Annotated in this window: 17 protein-coding genes; 9 read left to right on the plus strand and 8 right to left on the minus strand. The window is 43.1% G+C overall.

All coding sequences use genetic code 11. The features are described 5' to 3' along the window. Positions 1-52: 52 nt before the first annotated feature. Positions 53-628: a TetR/AcrR family transcriptional regulator gene (locus tag BLV00_RS03390; protein ID WP_093042406.1), complete on the minus strand. Its 576-nt coding sequence runs from the start codon at positions 626-628 to the stop codon at positions 53-55. A 139-nt stretch (positions 629-767) separates the two neighbouring features. Then, positions 768-1,157: a DUF1259 domain-containing protein gene (locus BLV00_RS03395; RefSeq protein ID WP_093042408.1), complete on the minus strand. Its 390-nt coding sequence runs from the start codon at positions 1,155-1,157 to the stop codon at positions 768-770. Between the two features lie 135 nt (positions 1,158-1,292). On the opposite strand from BLV00_RS03395, the gene BLV00_RS03400 reads away from it, so the two are divergent. Both BLV00_RS03400 and cypC read left to right on the plus strand, forming a co-directional pair. Then, complete coding sequence (locus BLV00_RS03400; RefSeq protein WP_093042410.1) at positions 1,293-2,237, plus strand: COX15/CtaA family protein; 945 nt, start codon at positions 1,293-1,295, stop codon at positions 2,235-2,237. 38 nt (positions 2,238-2,275) lie between these two features. Continuing rightward, positions 2,276-3,544 carry a CYP152 family fatty-acid peroxygenase CypC gene (cypC, locus tag BLV00_RS03405; protein WP_093042412.1) on the plus strand — a complete coding sequence of 423 codons (1,269 nt, stop codon included), beginning with the start codon at positions 2,276-2,278 and terminating at the stop codon, positions 3,542-3,544. An 89-nt stretch (positions 3,545-3,633) separates the two neighbouring features. Here cypC and arsA read toward each other — a convergent pair whose 3' ends face one another. Genes arsA through BLV00_RS03425 form a run of 4 tightly spaced genes read right to left on the minus strand, consistent with a single transcriptional unit; the run spans position 3,634 to position 6,462 of the window. Further along, positions 3,634-5,400: an arsenical pump-driving ATPase gene (arsA, locus tag BLV00_RS03410; protein WP_093042414.1), complete on the minus strand. Its 1,767-nt coding sequence runs from the start codon at positions 5,398-5,400 to the stop codon at positions 3,634-3,636. A 19-nt stretch (positions 5,401-5,419) separates the two neighbouring features. Beyond that, positions 5,420-5,779 (minus strand): arsenite efflux transporter metallochaperone ArsD, encoded by a 360-nt coding sequence (arsD, locus tag BLV00_RS03415; RefSeq protein ID WP_093042416.1) that lies wholly within the window; start codon positions 5,777-5,779, stop codon positions 5,420-5,422. A gap of 25 nt (positions 5,780-5,804) precedes the next feature. Beyond that, positions 5,805-6,167, minus strand: coding sequence for an ArsR/SmtB family transcription factor (locus BLV00_RS03420; RefSeq protein ID WP_093042418.1), 363 nt, complete (start codon positions 6,165-6,167; stop codon positions 5,805-5,807). 13 nt (positions 6,168-6,180) lie between these two features. Then, entirely contained in the window at positions 6,181-6,462 is a 282-nt protein-coding gene (locus tag BLV00_RS03425; RefSeq protein WP_093042420.1) for an adhesin, read from the minus strand. Positions 6,463-6,721: 259 nt separating this feature from the next. Here BLV00_RS03425 and BLV00_RS03430 point away from each other — a divergent pair, with 259 nt between their 5' ends. The 3 genes from BLV00_RS03430 to BLV00_RS03440 all read left to right on the plus strand — a co-directional run bounded on the left by BLV00_RS03430 (position 6,722) and on the right by BLV00_RS03440 (position 10,696). Beyond that, positions 6,722-8,206 carry a Na+/H+ antiporter NhaC family protein gene (locus BLV00_RS03430; RefSeq protein ID WP_093042422.1) on the plus strand — a complete coding sequence of 495 codons (1,485 nt, stop codon included), beginning with the start codon at positions 6,722-6,724 and terminating at the stop codon, positions 8,204-8,206. Positions 8,207-8,411: 205 nt separating this feature from the next. Next, positions 8,412-9,476, plus strand: a complete 1,065-nt coding sequence (locus tag BLV00_RS03435) for an ATP-grasp domain-containing protein (protein WP_093042424.1) — start codon at positions 8,412-8,414, stop codon at positions 9,474-9,476. Positions 9,477-9,601: 125 nt separating this feature from the next. Then, positions 9,602-10,696 (plus strand): M20 family metallopeptidase, encoded by a 1,095-nt coding sequence (locus tag BLV00_RS03440; RefSeq protein WP_093042426.1) that lies wholly within the window; start codon positions 9,602-9,604, stop codon positions 10,694-10,696. 54 nt (positions 10,697-10,750) lie between these two features. On the opposite strand, the gene BLV00_RS03445 is transcribed toward BLV00_RS03440, so the two are convergent. Both BLV00_RS03445 and BLV00_RS03450 read right to left on the minus strand, forming a co-directional pair. Next, the gene (locus tag BLV00_RS03445) at positions 10,751-11,215 is read right to left on the minus strand and encodes a GNAT family N-acetyltransferase (RefSeq protein WP_176791306.1); all 465 of its coding nucleotides are present in this window, start codon (positions 11,213-11,215) and stop codon (positions 10,751-10,753) included. 104 nt (positions 11,216-11,319) lie between these two features. Continuing rightward, positions 11,320-11,781 carry a DinB family protein gene (locus tag BLV00_RS03450; protein ID WP_093042430.1) on the minus strand — a complete coding sequence of 154 codons (462 nt, stop codon included), beginning with the start codon at positions 11,779-11,781 and terminating at the stop codon, positions 11,320-11,322. 116 nt (positions 11,782-11,897) lie between these two features. Between BLV00_RS03450 and BLV00_RS03455 the strand changes: the two genes are divergently transcribed. The 4 genes from BLV00_RS03455 (at position 11,898) to BLV00_RS03465 (ending at position 15,248) form a co-directional block, all read left to right on the plus strand. Beyond that, positions 11,898-12,626, plus strand: coding sequence for a 3-ketoacyl-ACP reductase (locus BLV00_RS03455; protein WP_176791307.1), 729 nt, complete (start codon positions 11,898-11,900; stop codon positions 12,624-12,626). A gap of 279 nt (positions 12,627-12,905) precedes the next feature. Further along, complete coding sequence (locus tag BLV00_RS03460) at positions 12,906-14,231, plus strand: S8 family peptidase (protein WP_093042434.1); 1,326 nt, start codon at positions 12,906-12,908, stop codon at positions 14,229-14,231. A gap of 183 nt (positions 14,232-14,414) precedes the next feature. Continuing rightward, entirely contained in the window at positions 14,415-14,576 is a 162-nt protein-coding gene (locus BLV00_RS21840; RefSeq protein WP_176791308.1) for a hypothetical protein, read from the plus strand. Positions 14,577-14,708: 132 nt separating this feature from the next. After that, positions 14,709-15,248, plus strand: coding sequence for a macro domain-containing protein (locus tag BLV00_RS03465; protein WP_093042436.1), 540 nt, complete (start codon positions 14,709-14,711; stop codon positions 15,246-15,248). The last annotated feature ends 18 nt before the right edge of the window (positions 15,249-15,266 follow it).

The following is a 15,266-nucleotide window of genomic DNA, read 5'->3' on the forward strand; positions in this document are numbered from 1 at the left end:
TAATGCGGAATGAATATTCATTCCGGTAAGGGACATGGATAAGGAATGCCTCTTATCCATGTAAGCGGACGGCGTCCCAACAGCTTTCTTCAACACCTTTCAATAAATCGTTTGTTTGTTCGAGCTCTCCTTTGCGGATCAGTTGATGAAGCTCCTGGAATGCACCGAATATGATGGCAATTAATGCTGTAGAGGGGAGGTTTCGTATGACACTCTCTTCTTTTCCACGGTCAAAAAAAGTTTGGAGAATGGCAAGCAGCTGTTCGAAATACTCCTGGCTGGTGTCCGTGAGAAAATGGGCAGCACTGTGAGTTTTTATAAAATATAGTGCATGTTCATGTTGATTGCTAAAGCGGACCATTCCCTGAAATAGGTGATGGAACTGCTCTTTGATTGAGCGATCACATGGAAAGTCTTTGTTAAGAGTTTCTATGAACGTATGTATATAATATTGAAACAGCGTGTTAACAAGAACCTCTTTATTCTCAAAATAACGATAAATTGTTCCAGCCCCTACCAAGGCATCATTTGCAATCATTGGGACCGTAGTAGCGTCAAATCCCCGCTCTGCAAACAATTTCAGGGCGCTGTTTAAGATATTGTCTCGTTTAGATGTTGCTACAGGCATAAATAAACCTCCCTTTATCACGGAATGAATATTCATTCCGACTTGATTTTAGTACAAAGAACGATTTTATTCAATGAGTAGATAGACATCCTTGGAATAATTGTGAGCCTTATTCCATGGCCTCCTTAAATATTCAGAGCTATTTTTGAAATACCCGAAACGCTTCTGCTACCTTATGGGCGAACGACAACGGCGGTTCTACCGATTGAAAATGAAGATAAAGAATTGTCGGTTCAGCGAACAGCCAGTGGTTATGCAAAGCACTGACCAGGATACCATTTTTCTGCAACACTGACATGAATGGATAGACCTCCTCTTCTAAAATAACCGTCTCCCCCATATTCAATGCCAAGCCGTTTTGATCTAACGATTCGAACATCATCTCGGCATGGAGCTCTGCCTTGCTTGGCCGTCCCTGTATCTGTACGTCCAAATCCCGTTCCAGTTCCACCGAACAGACACCATGCTCGAACTTTCCTTCTCCACCCAGTATCCTTCCGAACTGATGACATAGCTGTTCCATATTCATGGTTGATCATCTCCTTATTTTTCTAACTTATGAGCTGTAAAGAAGATTATTATAAGAAAATTCCAACAACTGTGATGCAACGCACATATAATTCGTACATTTTTTGGTAGACTCTTCTAAGACTTTAGAAGGAGGGTGAAAGATATTAACATTAAAGGATTAGCTTTTGCAGCTGTATCTCTGACTTATTTTCTGATTGTTTTTGGAGGGTATGTTGCTTCCTCTGAATCAGGAATGGGGTGTGGGCCGGAATGGCCGTTATGTAATGGAAAGGTGGTTCCCATACTGGAGGGGGACACATTAATTGAATTCGCACACCGGTTTGTTGGATTATTGCTTGTAATCATTTCAATCATTCTATACTTTACCATTAAAAAAAGTAAAAGTGGAAAGTCTCTTCAACGTACAGGAGCATGGATGATTGGACTTCTTGCCGTTCAAGTCATTGCTGGAGCCTTTGTCGTGGTATTAGATTTACCTGCAGTAATTGTAACCTTACATCTGATCGTAGCTATGTTGTTCCTGGCCAGTCTGTTGTTCCTTTTTCATAAAATACCAGCATTTAAATCCAGAAAAATTCCGCTCGACAACCAACAAATAATAAAACAGAGACATCTGAATATACTTGTCATACTATCCCTGATTACTATTGGTTTCGGAGCGTATATCAAACATAAGTCGTTTGGATTGTCCTGCGGCTGGTGGGGGTGTGGAGCTGAATGGCTGCCTATGGACGGAGCGCAATTATTGCAGTCCTTTCATCGGCTGTTAGCGGTAATTACTGCGGTTTACATCCTGTATGTGGCATTTTTGTCATTCAGACTGGCTTGGGGAAAAAGTGTACAGGCCCGGTTGCTGCTAGCCGTAACCATAGTAATACTACAGCTGGGAAGCGGCGTTTTTACCCTGGTAACTGGTATAGCGATTTCCTGGGCGGTACTTCACCTTGCCATTGGTACAGTTCTATTCATGATTATTGTAGATACAAAGATAATCGCTGATCAAGAGACGATAAAAATGGATAAACGTACAAACTTGGGGAAAGAGGCTGGTTTGATAAGTTGTTTCTGGGGAACATAACTACAAACTCTCTATAGGAAAAGGAGCGATATCATCCGATGAATGCAGTTACTCCAATCCCACGTGAACAAACGCTTGATAACAGCCTTGCTTTATTGAAAGAAGGATATCAATTCATTCCTAACAGGTGCCAAAGTTATGGCGCCGATATATTTGAAACACGTTTGTTAGGTGAAAAAGTGATCTGCATGAGTGGGGAAGAGGCAGCGGAGCTTTTTTATGATAAAGAAAAATTTACACGAAAAGGGGCTGCTCCAAAGCGGATTCAAAAAACGCTCTTTGGTGAGAATGCCATCCAGGGAATGGATGGAAAGGCCCATGAACACCGGAAGCAGTTATTTATGAAGCTGATGACGGAAGAGCGATTGCAGCGGCTTTCTGAAATAACAACAGAAGAATGGCGTAGAAAATTCCCAGCATGGCAAAAAGCGGAAAAAGTGGTGCTTTTTCAAGAAGCAAAAGAAGTGTTGTGTCGAGCTGCTTGCCGTTGGGCCGGCGTTCCGTTAGAAGAATCGGAAGTAAAAGAGCGGGCAGACGACTTCTGGGATATGGTTGACGCATTTGGAGCGGTTGGACCGAGACATTGGCAAGGGAGAAAAGCCAGAAAAAGGGGCGAAGCGTGGATTAAAAAAGTGATCCACCAGGTGCGTGATGGCGAGTTGAAAGCAGACAAGAATACAGCGCTGTTTGCTATGGCTTTCCACCGTGATTTGAACGGAGAACACCTTGATTCCGAGATGGCGTCTATTGAATTGATCAACGTATTGCGGCCGCTTGTGGCGATTACAAACTTCATCGCATTCAGCGTTTTAGCACTGCACGAACATCCGCAATATCGAAACCAGCTGCAGGAAGCAGATGATGATTTTTTTGAGATGTTTTCCCAGGAAGTCCGCCGCTATTACCCGTTTGGACCATTTTTAGGGGCCCGTGTACGCCGGGGGTTCATTTGGAATGATATTAAATTTGAAAAAGGCCGGCTCGTATTGCTGGACATCTATGGTACCAATCATGACCCGCGGCTCTGGAAAGAACCAGATAAATTCTACCCGGAGCGCTTCGGCGATTGGAACGGCGGTCTGTTCGATCTGATACCACAGGGTGGCGGTGAATATTATAAAAACCATCGCTGTCCCGGAGAATGGGCAACACTTAGAGTCATGAAGGCAAGTCTCGATTTTCTTACCAAAGAAATCACGTATCAGGTGCCGGATCAGGTTTTGAGCTACAGTATGGTACGGATGCCTTCCGTTCCAGAGTCAGGAATGGTTTTGAACGAGATACAAAAGTTCGAAGAAGCAAAATAAAAAAGCTCAGAGCAATGTCTCTGGGCTTTTTTGATTTCTATCGTTTTTACGATTTTCTTCCAATTGTACATTAAGAATTTTCCTGTTAGTTAGTCAGCTATCAGTTGTTGCAGCTTTGCAGTACCGATCACTTTATCGGGCTGCCATGGAACGATGGCTGTTCTGTTGGAAAGTTCGTTTTTTACTTTTTCAATCCATTGCTGTTCTGCAACCGCACGTCCGTTCAAGGTCGGGTCTTTTGTTTCAGCAGCCTGGAAGCTCTGATTGATCAGCCACCAGGATGGTTCAATGGAGGCGCGTCGCAAATCCTTCTGCAAGCGCTGGGCTTCAAACACCGGTGTCGCTTCCGGGAGTGTCACGAGAGCGACGGATGTCTGCGCGGGATCACGCAGCCTTGGCAGCAGGTTTTTAACTGATGCTGGAATTTCACCAGCTGTCCGTTCTACTTCCCGTTGGTAGGAATGGGCAGCATCGAGAAGTAACAGCGTATGCCCGGTCGGGGCGGTATCGATAATGACAAACGCATCATTCGCTTTGTCTACCACCTCAGCAAATGCCTGAAAGACAGCAATTTCTTCCGTGCATGGAGATTCAAGATCTTCCTTGATATAGTCCAGTTCATCTTCTGACAAGTCTTCGCTGACATTGGCCAGCACTTTTTTCTTGTACGCTTCCACTTCCGCATGCGGATCGATTCTGCTCACTTGTAGGGAGCCTTTCCCTTCTTCATTATTCAGAACATCGGTCAAATGGGCAGCAGGATCCGTTGTCGTTAGATGGACGTGGAGCCCCCGTTCCGCCAGGCCTAGCGCTACCGCGGCGGCCATCGTCGTCTTCCCGACCCCGCCTTTTCCCATTGTCATGAATACACCCTGGCCTTTTGGTTCGAGGTCATCGATAATCGCTTTGACAGAAGGAAGGTCATGGGAAGCCTTCTGTTCTGTCAATACATGTTCGAACGTGACATTCGATAAAAAGAAGTTGCGTAAAGCTTCGATTCCGGTCAAGTTAAAAGGTACCAACGGCAAATGATAGACAGGAATCTGAGGCCATTCGTCTGGGATAGCTGCCAGGGAAGTTTGCTGGACCTCTTCCAGTTTTTCAGCTAAACGGTCAACCGACTGCCGTTCGAAAACACCATTGACAACAAGTGTCTGGTTTTTAATTCCGATGTCGGCAAGTTCATTGCCGGCCCGCTTTGCTTCTTTCAGTGAAGACTGATCGGGTCTTGCAACAAGCACGAGCCTTGTTGCAGAGGGATCGGATAAAGCCTCTACTGTTTGCTCATACAGAAACTTTTTTTCTGCCAGTTCAGAAAGAGGGCCAAGACAAGAGGCTCCATGCGTGCTTTCTTCCAAAAAAGATTTCCAGGCTGTCGGCAATTGGAGCAGTCTAAGTGTATGCCCGGTTGGGGCAGTATCAAAGATGATATGGTCGAATTCCTTCGTCGCTTCCTTATCCGCAAGCAAATTAGTGAATTCATCAAATGCAGCAATCTCTACTGTACAAGCCCCGGATAATTGCTCTTCCATATTTCGGATGGCTGCCTCTGGTAATCTTCCACGATAGGGACCGACCATTTTTTCACGATACTGGCGAGCTGCTTCTTCGGGGTCGAGATTCGCGGCAGACAGATTAAAAATCTCCGGGATGGGCGTTGGCTTGCTCTTGATATCTGTTTGAAACACATCCTGCAAGTTGGAAGCAGGATCGGTACTGACAATCAATGTTTGTTTGCCGGCATCGGCAAGGGCGACCGCAGTTGCGCAGGCGGTTGATGTTTTACCGACGCCGCCTTTTCCTGTGAAGAATAAATGCCGTGTATCGGAAATATATTCCGGTTGTAATTTTTTCATGGAAATGCCTCCCCGCCAATTATTTTGTGGTGAAGTCAATTTTCTTTTTAGGAGTGGTCACCTGGAGGTCGGATTCATTGAAATCGAACCATGCTGCAAATTCACCAAAGGATGGATAATTGCCGGCTTTGACTAATTTTCCATCGACAACGGTTGCGGGAAGGGCTTCCGTTCCCTTTTCCTCCATCAGCTTTGTCACTTCCGTGTTGGTGAACTGTTCCGGTTCCTGGGCAAGATTATAACGGGTGACGTCATACCCTTCGTTGACCAGTTTCATGACGGTACGGGAAATCCGTGTCAGTTCCGGATCGACACTTGGACCGCATACTCCTGTCGGGCAGCACATGGCGGGATCGAAAATTTCTACTTTTGTTTTCATCTTTATAACCTCCATCGTGTTATTCTTATCTTTCCATAACTGTACAGACTACCCGTGTACCATCAGCGGTGAGGGCGTCAATTTCATGTGAGATATCAGGCAGCTCGTTCAAGATTTTCATAAGCAAATCCAGATATGGAAAATTATCATTCAATCGATAGAATTTCCATTGGTTCTGTCTTCGCATATTGATCAGAGAAGCCTCGCGAAGCTTTTTCAATTGCTGGCTGACTGCAGGCTGGCTCATATCCAATAAAGACATCAAATTACACACGCACAGCTCTTCATTTTTTAAGTAAAGCAATATCCGTAAACGGTTCGGGTCATTTAGCATTTTGAACAGCTGGTTGTATGGATGCAATGATTTTGCTGTTGTTTTTTTCAGCATCCCAATCGCCTCCTTAGCAGCACTGATCCATTCCCTTGATGATCAGACCTTTGCCTTCCTCCGTAGTATTCAAGTCCAATGTGATACCAGAAGCTGTTTCATGCGCTTCTTTTTCAAAGGCCGTTTGAATACCATTAATTTCCTTAACGATGTCACCTTTTTCCGGAGCATCTAAAGCTAGCCCGATTGCTGGTCCGCAGCATCCTCCGCCGGTCACATATACCTTGATCCCTTGGGCGTTATGCTCCTTTAGCATGTCCGTTAAAAAAACTTTTGCTTCATCTGTAATTTGCATGATCATTCTCCTTTACATTACATTTTAGTTATATAATATTTTGTTTATATAAGTGAACGCTTATAACATATCACTTCTATCTTGTTTATACAATCACATCCCAAAAAAATCGACTCCGCTTGCCAGAAAATTCACGTAATGTTCGAAGTTATAAGTGGATGATTTTTAGCTAAGGAGAAAGGTAACCCGTTGAAAACGTTTACAAAAATCTTAGATATGATACACTTATGCAGTGAAATAGTTATTTGGAGGGAGTCATATGAGTAAAAAACATCAAGATGAAGTCATTGATGAAGCGATTGGTGAAAAATCAATCAAGAAGCTGGAATTCAGGGGCGGTGTATTTACTGCCACGATTCCTTTAGTATTTTTCATCATTTGGGCAATCTCATTAAGTGTGGCCAAGCTTGTCACAGAAGAAGCGCTTGTGCTTGGTATGGTGATTGGTATTGCCCTTGGATTGTTTTTCACTAAATCAAAATGGTCGAATTATGCTCAAAGCTTATTTACGGGTATGGCGCAGCCGATTGGCGTGATTGCCGTAATCGCCTGGTTCTGGGCGGGAATGTTCGCGAAAATGTTATCTGCAGGTGGATTAGTGGATGGTTTGATCTGGTTCGGTTTTCAGACCGGTGTTGAAGGCGGCATGTTCGTCGGATTGACCTTCCTGCTGGCAGCATTGTTCGCTACCGCGGTCGGGACAGGCTATGGAACGGTAGCCACATTTGGGATTCTGATGTACCCGGCAGGGATTATCCTTGGTGCAGATCCGGTTATTTTATTAGCTGCGATTCTAAGTGGTGCTGTATTCGGAGATAATCTGGCACCGGTTTCCGATACGACGATTGTTTCTGCTACGACACAGGAAGCGGACGTACCTGGTGTTGTACGATCACGATTCAAATATTCTGTAACCGCTGCTATTCCAACATTGATTTTATTCATTATTTTTGGCGGCGGCGGCTCCGGTGGAAATGAAACTGCATTAAACAATTTACAAAGCCAGGTTGGACCGAACGGGTTATGGATGTTGATTCCATTCATCCTCGTATTATACCTTGCCTTGTCAGGGCACCATCTTCTGACCTCCTTGACGTGGGGAATCGTCGCATCGGTCGTATTTATTTTCCTGACAGGAACCAGTTTGACAAAAGTTCTTCATGTATATCGAAATGAGTCAGGAGAAGCAGTCATTGAAGGAGCTTTGATGAGCGGAATCGGCGGCTATTTCAATATGGCCATCTTAATCTTATTTATTCTCGCTGCCGCTCATTTAATGGAAGTTGCCGGCACGATGGAAACGATCAAAAACTTCTTTTTGAATATCATTAATAACGTAGTGCGTCGAGCAGAGCTTTCGATTTTTGCCATTGTAGCTTTCTTGAATGTGTTTATTACCATCAATACTGCTGCAGAAATCGCTGCCGCACCTTTTGTCAGAAAAATTGGGAAAGAAATGAACATACATTCATACCGTAGAGCGAACTTCTTAGATACCGTGTCTTCATCTCTCGGATATATATTCCCGTGGAGTGGAGGCGTCCTGCTTGCCTGGGCAACGATCAAAGGGGCGGCGGAAGAATATGATTTTCTTCCGGTTGTAAGCCCTACGGAAGTATTTCCGTATGTCTTTCAAGGATGGGGATTATTGATCGTCATGTTGGTTGCCGCCTTGACCGGTTGGGGACTTCGATATAGTGGCAAGAACGGAGAAGAAATCAAACCAAAAGATTATCAAGGTTAATTTAAAAATGGCTATGATAATAGTTTAATTTAAATGTAATATTCTTGAAATAACACGTAAGAAATACGACAGGCTCTTCATCTCAGCTTTTTGATGAAGGGTCTGTTGCTTTTTTATGGAAAAAAGGAAGATTAACCTTTCTCCTTGCGGGTATAACGGAAATACGAAATTTACTATCTAAAAGAAACCAGTGAGGTGAATAAGAATGAATGTTTTATTGACATCAGGTGCAAGAAGAATAGATTTTGTCGGTTTTTTCCAAGAAGCGATGAAAAATGCCGGGATATTAGGGCAAGTGGTTGTAGCAGATCCTGATCATAATGCTCCTTCCTTACAGGCCGGTGATAAAAATTATGTTATACCTCATCAAACAGATGAACGCTATATAGAAGCAATCCTTCATATCTGCAAAGAGAATGATATAAAAGCGATTGTTCCTCTGAATGATTGGGAGGTTCCTAAAATAGCAAATTATAAAAAAGAGCTGATGGAACTAGGTGTATCCGTATTCACCCCTGATCCTCAGGTAGTTCAGAAAGTTAGGGACAAAGGAAAGTACAGGGAAATGCTTGGCTCCTTTGGTGTAGTTGCTCCTCGATCTTACCTGAAACTAAACGATGCTGTAGAAGCGTTAAACAACAAGGAAGTGTCATTTCCTTTGATTGTGAAGCCGCGCAATGGATCTGCCTCTATGGGAGTCGAAATTGTCAATGACGTAGAGGAAATGGAATTTGCTTATCAGCATGCAGTAAAAACAGTCAAAGAAACACCATTAGCTGATGCAACATCTAAAGACCCGGAAGATAATGTCCTAATTGAGGAAGTTATTGAAGGAGAAAAATTTAGCTTAGATATGTTTAACGACCTGGAAGGTAACTTCCTTGCTTCATTCGTCCGTAAGCAGCTTGCTATGCGAGGAGGAGACGTTGATAGATGTGTGACTGTACATCAAAAAGAGCTTGATGACATAGCCCGAAAAATGGGAGAAAACCTAAGGCATGCCGGCTATATGAATGCAGATGTTTATTATGATGGCAAAGAATATTATGTTATTGATATCAATCCACGTTTCGGAGGAGGATATGCTTTTACCCATATTGCAGGAGCAGATATTCCTTCTGCCATCCTTGCCTTGACAGACGGACGCAAAGTGAAGAAAGAGTGGCTGCAAGATGACCAGGAAATAGAATTAGCCCGTCATGACAGAGTTGTACGGATTGACGAACGAAATGTTCAAAATACTTTCACCGAGGCAGGAATCCGTCAATAGAAAAAGCAGAGATCGCAACAAAACAGACAAGTCCGCGAGACTTGTCTGTTTATACTAATGTTTATCCTGTTTTATAGGAGGATAAGGGATAATAAAGGCTTGAAAATTATAGGAGGAGGGAAACAATGGGAGATGTAACTCCTTTGCTTGAAGAGCTGATAAAAATTGATAGCTCTACAAAAGCAGGTGTAAATAAGGCTGTAGATTTTTGTGAAGGCTGGCTAAAGGATCAGGGGTTACCAGTGGAAAAGCTGGAGAACAATGGTTATCACATGTTGATATGCGAACTTGGCCAGGGAGAAAGAACAGTTATTCTCAATGGGCATATTGATGTCATAGAGGCAGAGGAAGAACAATTTCAACCTTATATAGAAGATGGTAAGATGTACGGCCGTGGTACAGCAGATATGAAGGCAGGGGCTGCTGCTATGATGATGGCCATGGCACAACTGAAAGATGAAGAGTTATCCAATAAGGTTCAGCTGCAAATTGTACCTGATGAAGAAACAGGCGGGAAAAATGGAACCAAATTTTTAACCGAGCAAGGATATATTGGCGAATTCGTAATTTGCGGAGAACCGACCCACTTGAATATCGCTATTCAATCCAAAGGAGTATTGCAGCTTGACATGGTTATAGAAGGAAAACCTGCGCACGGCAGCCGTCCATGGGAAGGAAAAAATGCAATAGTGGAAGCTTATAGTTTATTTGAACAAATTCTAAAATTGCCTTTTGCACAGGAAACTGGTCCTCCTATGTTTGGCAAACCATCCATCAACCTGGCTAAAATAAAAGGCGGGAGCGTATACAATAAAGTCCCGGATAAGTGTGAAATGTCTTTAGACATTCGATATTTACCTGATCAGTCACCGGATGAAGTTTATAAGCAGATTGAAGAGATAACAAATGGTCAGATAAGTACCCATATCATCAATGACCCTGTTAAAACAAAGGAAGATAATCCGTATGTAGTTCAGCTGGCTCAGTCATTGGTTAACCAAACCAGTGTGGAACGTGCCAACCTATACGGACAGCACGGATCTAATGACGGCCAGTTTTTCACCAAGTATGGAGCATCAGCTGTTGAATTTGGACCGGCAGGCGCTGACTGGCATGGGGACAATGAATTAGTATATATTGAAAGTGTTCAGTCTTATAAAGAGGTACTTGTTGACTTTGTTTTATCGCAGGCCAATAAAACCCTTGAAAAATCAAGATAACAGGTTCAAATCACAGAAAAGCAGGCAGATTTCCTGCCTGCTTTTCTGAATGGGTTATAAAACCTTTTCCATTACAATAGCGCCTGTATGGTAGCCCATTTTTTTGTAAAGGTGATAGGCGTTTTTGTTATCACCGAATACATTCAGTCCAATAGTAGTGATGCCCTGGGCTTTTAATTCATTTTCGAGGTGCTTTAAGGTCTGGTATCCCAATCCCTTCCTGCGAAAAGGCTCCTCGATCCATAAATGGTAAATATAAGCGGATTGCTCGTCTTGTTTAAGATGGTACCATAGCTTGCCGACGTGCCGCTTTTTCGTAGTGTCATGGATGTCTAAGAGGTAGTGATCAGCTGTGTCTAGTCCATCCGGTAGCAGCTGGGCAAATTGCTCATAAGCATCTTCTAATATTTTCTCAGACGGTTTGTTAAAATTGCGACCGATTTCTTCGGCATAATTAGGAATAAGAAAATTAATATAATCCTGAAAGGATAATTTGTTCATTGATTTAAATTCCAGCAAGGATATTCCTCCTGACATTAAGATTACTTAAATTATATTCGACAGGATAGGCTGATATCCTTCATAAACAAGGTGAACCTTTAATACCCTGGATCAGTTCTCATTTATCCCCCTTGTTTTACAAACATCGGGAGCTCCGTATGTCCCATTTCCCGCACATATACGAACAAGTTGCCTTTATGATGTATTTCGTGATCCATCGCCAGATTCAATACTTTCTCTGCGGGGAGTTTAACTCCTAACATTTCCGTCAAATCCACTGTTTCGGAGAAGTCCTCATCAGACATAGCTTCGATCAGCTTTTTCGTCTCACTGGTATAAGTCTCTGCCAGTTCCGTTAGCGAAGCATCTTCTTCCTGATCAAACAATTGTTTCGGCTCTTGCTTTGCTGCAGCAGCAGTGAACTGGTAAAAGCTTTTCAGCATGTGGTTTACCAGTTTACGTGCAGGCATGGAAGTTGGAGTAGGCTGATAGTTTACATGTTCGGTTCCGATTTTTTCTATCAATTCATTAGTGACTGTACGATGTGATAAAAAGTATTGGATGAAATCGTTACTTTTACTCAATTTATCATTCCTCCTTTTAACTATTTCACCCTTAACTTTAATAGGAAGCAAGGCATCAAAATAAACAGATATGCTTTTTTTTGATACCCTTGAAACAGCATGAAATAGAAAGGAGAATGAATTTGGCACAGTCACTGACAGGAAAAGTCGCCCTGGTAACGGGTGCAGGAAGAGGTATAGGGAGGGAAACAGCACTCGCCCTGGCAAAAGAGGGAGTAAATGTCGGTTTGATCGCGCGAACAGAGGCGTCATTAAAAGAAGTGGCAGCCGAAGTAGAAACGCTTGGCGTACAGGCAGCCTATGCGGCAGTAGATGTCTCTTCACCAGAACAGGTAGAAAAAGCGGTGGTAAATCTGACAGATAAGCTGGGAACCTTTGATATTTTGATCAATAATGCGGGCATTATGAAGAAAGGTTCTTTCTTGGAAATGGATCCGGAAGATTGGAAACAAACCATTGATGTCAATCTCATGGGTGTTTACCATGTCACTCGAAATGTTCTGCCACAGTTGATCGAAAAACAAGGCGGGGATATCATCAATATCTCATCCATGTCCGGGTTGAAGGGCACGGCAGGATCCACTGCCTACAGTGCTTCCAAATTCGGGTTGCTGGGAATGAGTGAAGCCTTGATGCAGGAGGTTCGTCCACACAATATCCGTGTGTTTGCCATGACACCAAGTATGGTTGCTACGGAGCTTACTGGTAAAGGAGATAGTACAGAAGAGGAAAAGCAAAAATTCATGCAGCCCGAAGACATTGCTGAATATATGATCGCCCAATTGAAACTCCATCCGCGAATCTTCATCAAAACATCCGCACAGTGGGCGACCAATCCATTCTAAAAGCAACCCCCTGAGATACCTCATCTCAGGGGGATTTTAATGCTAAATTTCATTTGCCTTTAAGCTTGTAGACATCCCCACGTTGCCGAAATAAGAAACGCGTGTTGAAGAGAGGGATGTCAACCAGCTACCACGCCAATCTACCGTTAGAATGCTTGCACTTAGTCCCTATTACAGGTGATTGAATAGCCAATTTACTAGAATAATGGACAAACACCTTTCCTTTCTTTTTCTTCATTCATAGATTATAGGAACACCGAAGAAAGGAAGGGAAAAAGAATGTTTGGTTATTCAATGGTTCAAATGGTAAGAGCTTACGCCGATAAGTTAGAAAAGCCGCTACGAGATGAAATATTAAATGGCTATCGCCCATTCAAATGGACGCCATGCTTTCTACATCGTGTTTATGAAGGATATGTGAAGAAAAGAAAAAAGCTTTCCTTGATTGTCGAGTTTGAAGACGACTACTATGAAGCAGATTGTATCAAGCTTCATGAAGTACTGGAACGTCACCATGCGTGCAAATTCAAGCATGATTTTTCACGTATATCCTGCTGTAGTGCTCAAGTGACGCCTGCCGGGCTGGAGGACATCCTGGCAAACTGTAATCATATTAAAAAAGTATATGTGGACAAAGAAGTTCATGCCCTTCTTGATGTAGCTGTCGAAGCAGCCCATGCAAAGAATATCGTACGCAATAATAAGCGATTGACAGGGAACGGGGTCACGATAGCGATTATCGATACAGGCATCCATCCACACCAGGATTTAGAGGGAAGAATCGTAGACTTTGTAGATTTTATTAATGAACGTACCGCCCCTTATGATGATAATGGCCATGGAACGCATTGTGCCGGCGATGCAGCCGGTGATGGCTCAGCCTCACAGGGTAAATACCAGGGTCCTGCTCCAGAAGCAAACCTTGTTGGTGTCAAAGTACTCGACAAGGTCGGATCAGGTTCCCTGGAGACGGTCATGCAAGGGGTAGAATGGTGTATTCGATATAATGAAGAACATCCGGAGAGCCGGATTGATATCATCAGTATGTCGCTGGGGAGTACGGCTCAGGCTTTTTCATCCGAGAATGAAGATCCGATGGTTAAAATCGTGGAAGCAGCATGGAAAGAAGGGATTATCATTTGCGTAGCGGCAGGGAATGAAGGACCGGAAGCAAAAACAATCGCAAGCCCTGGTTTGAGTGATCAGGTAATTACTGTCGGCGCATTAGACGATAAGGATTCCGTCGACACAAGGGAAGATGATGATGTGGCATCATTCTCAAGCAGAGGACCAACCATCTATGATGTTACCAAGCCGGATATCCTTGCACCCGGTGTCAATATCATTTCACTGAGGGCTCCTGGGTCCTATTTGGATAAAGCCCAAAAAAACGCCCGTGTCGACAACGATTATTTTGTACTTTCTGGTACTTCCATGGCGACTCCCCTTTGCGCAGGTGTTGTGGCATTGATGAAGCAGCATAACCCGGAAGCCACACCATATGAGATAAAACAGCGATTGAAACAGAGTGCTAATATTTGGCGTAATAAGGATCCGAACGTCTATGGGGCGGGTTATATCAATGGTGAAAATGCCATAAATTAACGGTTGCATTCCCCCTGAAAAGGGAATGCAATTTTTTGAAAAATTCCAAGCTATTCACAATATAGCCAAGAATACGACAGTATTTTTAAGAATTTCATAATATGTATTTACTTTATAAGAATATTTGATATTATATAGGTGTAAATAATAATATATAAAGAAATGTGAAAGGGGATAGCGGGTATGGTAACCTCTCTATCGATTTTGTCTCTAACTGTTTTTGGTTTTTTCTCTGTTTTAGCAGCGTTTGATTCGCTTGCTACGCGTTTCAGGAAACGCAAACGTATTACCCCACAACCGGAACCTATCCAACAGCAGCCAGTACTGGAGTTCGGACAACAGTAAGCTGCTTATTATATAGATTCTTATCAAGCAGTATCTTCCATTATGGAGGGAGATACTGCTTTTTCATGAGGTTAAAATGTTAGCGGGAAGAGGTATGGATATATAAAAACTTCTATAAAGAGGTGGCTTATATTGAAACGAACGCTTGAGGGTGTAGTAGTGGACACGATACAAGGCGATATTGCAAATCAAACCGACATGGATGCGGTTGTAAATGCGGCGAATGCAGAACTTCGTACAGGAGGAGGAGTTGCCGGTGCCCTGTATAAAATGGCGGGTCCTGATCTTGCCGAAGCCGGAAAGCGGTTCGCTCCCATCAGCCCTGGAAAAGCTGTTATCACCCCTGCTTTCAAACTGCCGAATGACTATGTTATTCATTGTCTCGATCCTGTTTATGGCAGGGATAAGCCAGAAGGTGAGCTGCTGCAAAGATGTTACGTTGAGGCATTGAAGCAAGCGGAGGAAAAAGAGGTAGAAAGTATTGCATTTCCCTCTATATCAACCGGGGCTTTTGGTTATCCGCTTAAAGAAGCAATTCCTATAGTTTTAAACACAGTTTTGAATGAAATAACAGGGCTGAAACATGTCAAACATATCCGATTTGTTTTATTCAGTAAAAGCGATTTAAAAGCGTATGAATCGTATTGGAATAAAGCTTTAAAAGAAAGGTGACAAGAGAAAGAGCCATGG

Source organism: Thalassobacillus cyri (genome assembly GCF_900107755.1).
Lineage (GTDB): Bacteria > Bacillota > Bacilli > Bacillales > Halobacillaceae > Thalassobacillus > Thalassobacillus cyri.